Annotated in this window: 4 protein-coding genes; 1 reads left to right on the top strand and 3 read right to left on the bottom strand. The window is 57.4% G+C overall.

All coding sequences use genetic code 11. The annotated features are described in order from the left end of the window. Positions 1 to 178: 178 nt before the first annotated feature. Positions 179 to 1,090, top strand: a complete 912-nt coding sequence (locus V6C16_RS01060; protein ID WP_333535810.1) for an ATP-binding protein — start codon at positions 179 to 181, stop codon at positions 1,088 to 1,090. A 532-nt stretch (positions 1,091 to 1,622) separates the two neighbouring features. Here V6C16_RS01060 and sdhE read toward each other — a convergent pair. The 3 genes from sdhE to sdhA are packed head-to-tail and all read right to left on the bottom strand — an operon-like array spanning position 1,623 to position 5,273. Beyond that, positions 1,623 to 2,477 (bottom strand): 8-methylmenaquinol:fumarate reductase membrane anchor subunit, encoded by an 855-nt coding sequence (gene sdhE, locus V6C16_RS01055; protein WP_333535811.1) that lies wholly within the window; start codon positions 2,475 to 2,477, stop codon positions 1,623 to 1,625. A gap of 4 nt (positions 2,478 to 2,481) precedes the next feature. Further along, positions 2,482 to 3,441, bottom strand: a complete 960-nt coding sequence (sdhB, locus tag V6C16_RS01050) for an 8-methylmenaquinol:fumarate reductase iron-sulfur subunit (protein WP_333535812.1) — start codon at positions 3,439 to 3,441, stop codon at positions 2,482 to 2,484. After that, a complete protein-coding gene (gene sdhA, locus V6C16_RS01045) occupies positions 3,441 to 5,273 on the bottom strand; it encodes an 8-methylmenaquinol:fumarate reductase flavoprotein subunit (RefSeq protein ID WP_333535813.1) in 1,833 nt (610 codons plus the stop codon). Before sdhA ends, sdhB begins: the two co-directional genes overlap by 1 nt. Positions 5,274 to 6,000: the final 727 nt, after the last annotated feature.

Below are 6,000 nucleotides of genomic sequence, written 5' to 3'. Positions count from 1 at the left end.
CCTGCGCCCCCTTGTGGGGCTGGAAGCCTTTGCGGCGCGCGCCTGCACCCTGTATACCCGCTGGTGTCGCCGACTGGGCTGGCTTGAGCCGGGCCACGATGACGCCCCCCGGTCTTGAATATAATTACGTACTGAAATACTCTGCCATACCGTCTTCAAATACAGCCCAGGAACAGCGATGAAGTGTAAAATCTGCAAAGCCGAGGCCGCAGTGGCCCTGCGCAGCCATAATGCCGCCTTTTGCCCCGACTGCTACAAGGACTTTTTTTCCCGCCAGGTAACCAGGGGCATTGAGGGGCAGAAGCTTTTTACCCGTGACGAGCGCGTGCTCGTGGCCCTTTCGGGCGGCAAGGATTCCCTTGCTCTCATGCTTGAGCTTTCACGCCAGGGCTACAATGTCACGGGCCTGCACATTGACCTGGGCATCCCCGTGTCCTCGGCCGCGGCGCGGGGCGTTGTGGAACGCTTTTGCGCCAAGCACGGCCTCACGCTCATGGTCAGGGAAATGGAAGCCGAGGGCCTTGCCATCCCGGCGGTAAAAGCGCGCCTGAACCGTCCCGTCTGTTCGGCCTGCGGCAAGATCAAGCGCCATTTTTTCAACAAGGTCGCGCTGGATGAGGGCTTTGACGCCCTTGCCACCGGACACAACCTTGATGACGAAGTGGCTCGCCTTTTCAGCAATACCCTGCGCTGGGACACGGCCTATCTTTCCGATCAGGGACCGCGCCTCGACAGCGAGCACGGCTTTTCACGCAAGGTCAAACCCCTGTGGCGGCTCACGGAATTTGAAACCGCCAACTATGCTTTTCTGATGGGCATAGAAAACCACTATGCGCCCTGTCCCTACAGTCCCGGCGCCAGCTTCACCACGCTCAAGGGGTTGCTGCAAAACCTCGAAGCCGCCATGCCCGGCCGCAAGCTGGACTTTTATCAGGGTTTTCTGGCGCGGGGGCGGCCTGTTTTTGCCCGGCGTGAAGCCGAAGAGGGGGTAACCCTTGCGCCCTGCACCCTGTGCGGCTATCCCACGTCTTCGGGCGATACCTGCGGCGTCTGCCGCATACGCGCCGCCCTGAGCGGGAACGACGCATAGGACATTGTCACTTTGAAACTGCTCTGGCGACTGCGCGAGCAGATGCCCGCAGAAAAGGCGCAAGCGCAGTGTGTTTGCGCTGTTACGCGCTGTAATGAAATCCCCCCCGTGAGGATACGTAGTTTCAAGGGACAAATGCCCCAAAGGTTTATACATACAGACAAGGCCCCTGCCGCTGATTGCGGCAGGGGCCTTGTCTGTTTCAAAGCTGAATAACCTAGAGCAGATTAACTTTGAGAATGTATATTCTCAAAGTTTAAGGCACGCTCACTTCGGCGTTTAACCGCGCAAGTAAATAGCTCTGCTGTCTTCGCGGCAGTCGTTGGCGAGCCTGCGAGCCTTACGAATGGCGACAGTGGTTGTGTGGAAACAAACCCCTCGTTACACATGGTGTCTGCAAGCGTAGTTTCCCGCGTTACAACTCCTGAAGCATCCGTAACTTCCTTTGTCGTAACGGCTGAAGCTGCGCTTGCATCTTTGCGGCGGGCGACTGCTCACGCAGCCGCCAGGGCAATTTCAAAGTGAAATTGCTCTAGCCGAGCTTTGTGGCGTCAATCACGTTATAGTCCAGGCCCAGCTTCGCGGCAGGCAGCCCCAAAGCCAGCCCCACCAACTGCGAAAGGTGCAGCACGGGAACACGGGCTTTGGACTTGTGCAGTTCCTGGGCATTGTCCTGATAGATGTCAAGCTGCATCTGGCAAAGGGGGCAAGGCGTCACCACGCAATTGGCCCCGGCAGCGGCGGCGCTGTTGATGATTTCGCTTGTCATGAGCATGACGGATTTTTCCGCCGGATACACGGCATGAAAACCGCAACAGTCCAGCCGTTTGTCAAAGGGAACGCCCTGCGCGCCCAGGGCATGAACCACCTTTTCGAAACTCGACGGATTCACCGAGCTTTCAAAGCCCAGTGCGGATTCGGGCCTCAAGCTGTGACAGCCGTAAAAAGCCGCCACTTTCATCCCATTGAGGGGTTTGACAACCTTGGCCTTGAGCGCGTCGGCATTCTGGGCCAGCACCCAGAGCAGACTGGTCACTTCACTTTCGCCTTTATAGGCCATATTGCCCTTGGCAAGAAACGTGTTGATGCGGTCTTTCTGCCCGCCGTCCAGTTCCGCCTTGGCCCGGCGCAGCATGAGCAGACAGGTGCTGCACGATGTCAGCACCGGCAGCCCCATCTGTTCGGCAAGCGCCAGATTGCGGGCATTGGCTACCAGGGTTGCCAGGGGATCCACATCCTGAGCCTGGGAGGCGCCGCAACAGGTCCAGCCGGGTATTTCCCTCAGGGTAATATTCAGGATGGGGGCCACGGCCTCCAGGGCCATCCTGGATTCTTTGGCCGCCTGAGTCAGCACGCAGCCGGGAAAAAAGGCGTATTCGGTCTGCATACGGCTACTCCTTCGCGGCGGCATGGGCCGCCTCAATCATCTTCACGAGGGCGGCATGCCCTTCAACGGGATCTTCGCCAAATGCCTCGAGCGGATTCATCTTGCCCTGACGCATGAGCGTAATAGCCATGCCCGCACGCGTCACGGTGCTGATGCCCTCGGTACGCAGAGCCAGCCGCACTTCGTTGAGCCGTCCCGAATCTTCCACCAGGTCGGTGTAGAAGGATTTGGCATGGGCCGGGCCAACGCCGTCTGTCATGCCCTTTGCCATAACCTTGGCGCGCAGGGCCGCAATGTCATCGGCAGAGCTGATACCCTTGGGGCAACGGTTGGCGCATTCCTGACAGTGCACACAGTTCCACAGGCCCCCGGCCACGGCGGGCTTGCCGTGCAGCAGGGGATCTTTGCTGCGCGAGTCATTGGCGACCCGCCAGGCATGCGTGAACACAAAGGGTTCCATATAGTCCCGGTTGTCGGCGGTGAGCTTGTTGCACTCGGAGGCGCAGCAGCCGCAGATGATGCAGTCCCACTGTTTTTTGATGCGGTCAAATTCCGCCTGTGTCTGGCGGCAGCCTTCCTTCATGGAAAATTCGGGCTTGGCGACCATGCCGGGATGGATCTTGCGCAGGTTTTCCACTGCTGGCTCCCAGTCCACCACCAGATCTGAAATGACCTTGAAGTTGGCAAGAGGAGAAATGCGCATGGTGTCGGAACCATAGGTCGCGATCAGATCGTCCATCTTGGTGTCACAGGCCAGAATGGCATGCCCGTTGACCCTGACGCCGCAGGCCCCGCAAATGGCGCAACGGCAGGACGCCGTGAAGTTGAGCGTGGGGTCCTGTGTCTGCTTGATGAACAGTAATGTATTGAGGACAGTCTTGCCGGACACGTCGGCCGGGGCAAGAACGTAACTTTGCTCGTAGTGTTTTTTGCCGTCAAAGCGGTCAATAATGAGTGTAGCCATCAGTACTTACGCTCCTCGGGCTTGAACTTGGTGATTTCCACGTCTTTCCAGCCCATATGCATTTTGCCGCTTTCACTCATGGTGACCATGCTGTGCTTGAGAAAGTTGGCGTCGTCGCGCTTGGGGAAGTCCTCCCTGGTATGCGCTCCGCGCGACTCCTTGCGCTCTGTGGCGGCAAGGCAGGCGGCTTGCGCCAGCTGCAGCATGTTGCCCAGCTCCACATACTCCGTGAACACGGAATTATAGACAGGATTGGCATTGGGTACGCGCAGGGCATCATAACGCGAACGCATCTCCGCCAGGGTGTCTGCCAAAGAGGCAAGCTTGGCCTGGGTACGGAAGATTCCCAGATTATCCCACAACTGCGCGCCCATCGCTTCGCGAAGGGCATACATTTCCTTGGCATCGCCGCCGCTGGAAACGTTGGTAAAGCGGCTCTGCCACTGGCCGGCCAGATCAGCCAGCCTTTTGCCCGCACTGTGGTCCGCCGAACCGGCGTAGGCCGCTGCGCCATCACCGGCAATCTTGCCGGTCACCACGGCATCCGCCAGGGAGTTGCCGCCCAGACGGTTGGCCCCGTGAATGGACACGCAGGAAGCCTCGCCTGCGGTAAACAGGCCAGGAAGTTCCGTGGACATGTCATCAAACTTTGCCACAGCAATGCCACCCATTGAGTAATGGGCCGTGGGCCGGATGATCATGGGCCTGTCCACAAGATCTATGTTTTCAAACAGCTTGCCAACGTGACGGATCTGCGGAAGATCGTTGATAATTTTATTCCTGCCCAGGTGCACGAGGTCCAGCAGTACATATGCCTCAAGGCCCTGCCCGTAGCCGCGTCCTTCGCGGATTTCCGTTTCAATGGCGCGGGCCACAATATCGCGGGGGCCAAGCTCCATCTTGCCGGGGGCGTAGTTTTTCATGAACCGCTCGCCCTTGTTGTTGAGCAGATAGCCGCCTTCACCGCGGGCGGCCTCTGTAATAAGCACACCGCCGTGCACCACGCCGGTGGGGTGAAACTGGATCATTTCCGGATCTTTAAAGGGTACTCCCGCCCGCAGGGCGGCAGCCACGCCATCGCCGGTGGCAATATAGGGCGTGGAGGTGCGGTTCCAAAAAATCCGTGTATACCCGCCGGTAGCGAGCACCACGGCCCTGGCACGCACAGGGGATATTTCGCCGGTGCGAATATTGCGCAGCACCGCGCCCTCGCAACGGCCGTTGTCTACGCCGAGATCCAGCAGCTCATGATCCATGAGAAACTTGACGCCGTGCGTCAGGGCTTCATCCAGACAGACATGCGCCACAATATGGCCTGTCTTGTCTGCCGAATAGTTGCAGCGCACCTTTGACGCGCCGCCAAACGGCCGGGCCTTTACCCTGCCGTCAGCCGTGCGCGAAAAGGGCATGCCTTTGTAATCCAGTTCAAGAATGGTGGGGCCGGCCTGCTCGCAGAACTTGAGGGTGGCGTCCTGGTCCACAAGGTAGTCGCCGCCCTTGACGGTGTCGTAGCAATGCAGCTCGTAAGAATCACCCTTGCTGAAGTCGGTGACGCCGTTGATGCCGCCCTCGGCCATACAGGTGGCGTTGCGCGAGGGCATGCACTTGGTCACAATAACCACGTTGAGCCTGGGATTTTTTTTCATGGCGGCAACCGCGGCACGCAAGCCTGCGCCGCCGGAGCCGATTATCAGCACGTCACAGGCAGCCATTGGGGCAGCCCCGCTGACGGCGGCAAGGGCCTTGTCAAGACCGCTTGCACTTACCGTCAGGGCACTGATGGTGATACAGGCCGACTGCAGAAACTTTCTGCGGGTAAATTGTTGGGTCATATATAAATCCTTGGAAGATGGGGAGGGATGTTCCGGCGGGGTTCGGCGGGCGCACATGCGGCGGACGAAAAAACCGCGCGGCATCCCTTTGTTGCTTTACTGTTTGTATGCTCGATCTCTCCCCTGCAGGTGTCAAGAGAAAAAAAGCGCATTTGAAACCATGTGATTATAGTACAGGCTATAAAAGAAAAAATAAAGAGGTATAATATTGGAGCATTAAGTCATTAAAAAATGAATATACTTCGTATATCATTCATAATTTTTACATAAAACAGAAAAACAGTTCTGGAAAATACAGGAGTCACCACACCGGGCGCAGCCCCCCCCTTGCGCAAGGCGGCATTCCGCAGCAGCCAGTTGACGTTTGACAAAAATGAGGCGCAATACGCAGCAGGCCGCCGAACGCTCTGGAGCAAACCGGCAATATGCTGAACGGACACCGTCCAACGGCTTTCAGACGAAAAACGGCTTGGGGGTATTTTGACAAGACGAACAAAAAAAGCAGGCCCCCTCAAAATGGGGAACCTGCTGGTTTCCTTATGGCGCGCCCGGCGCGATTCGAACGCACGACCTTTGGCTCCGGAGGCCAACGCTCTAACTTTGCCTCATTTTTCATTTCTTTTTATTATTAATCAATTTTGGATGGATAGCCATAAATAGGCTTGCATCTAGTTGCATCTTTTGGCATCAGAATCAGTAGATAAGGTTGGAAATACGGTTGGAAATT

The sequence above is a fragment of the Desulfovibrio sp. 1188_IL3213 genome, from assembly GCF_036763145.1.
In the GTDB taxonomy this organism is placed as follows: domain Bacteria; phylum Desulfobacterota; class Desulfovibrionia; order Desulfovibrionales; family Desulfovibrionaceae; genus Desulfovibrio.
This window is presented reverse-complemented; position numbering and strand designations above follow the sequence as displayed.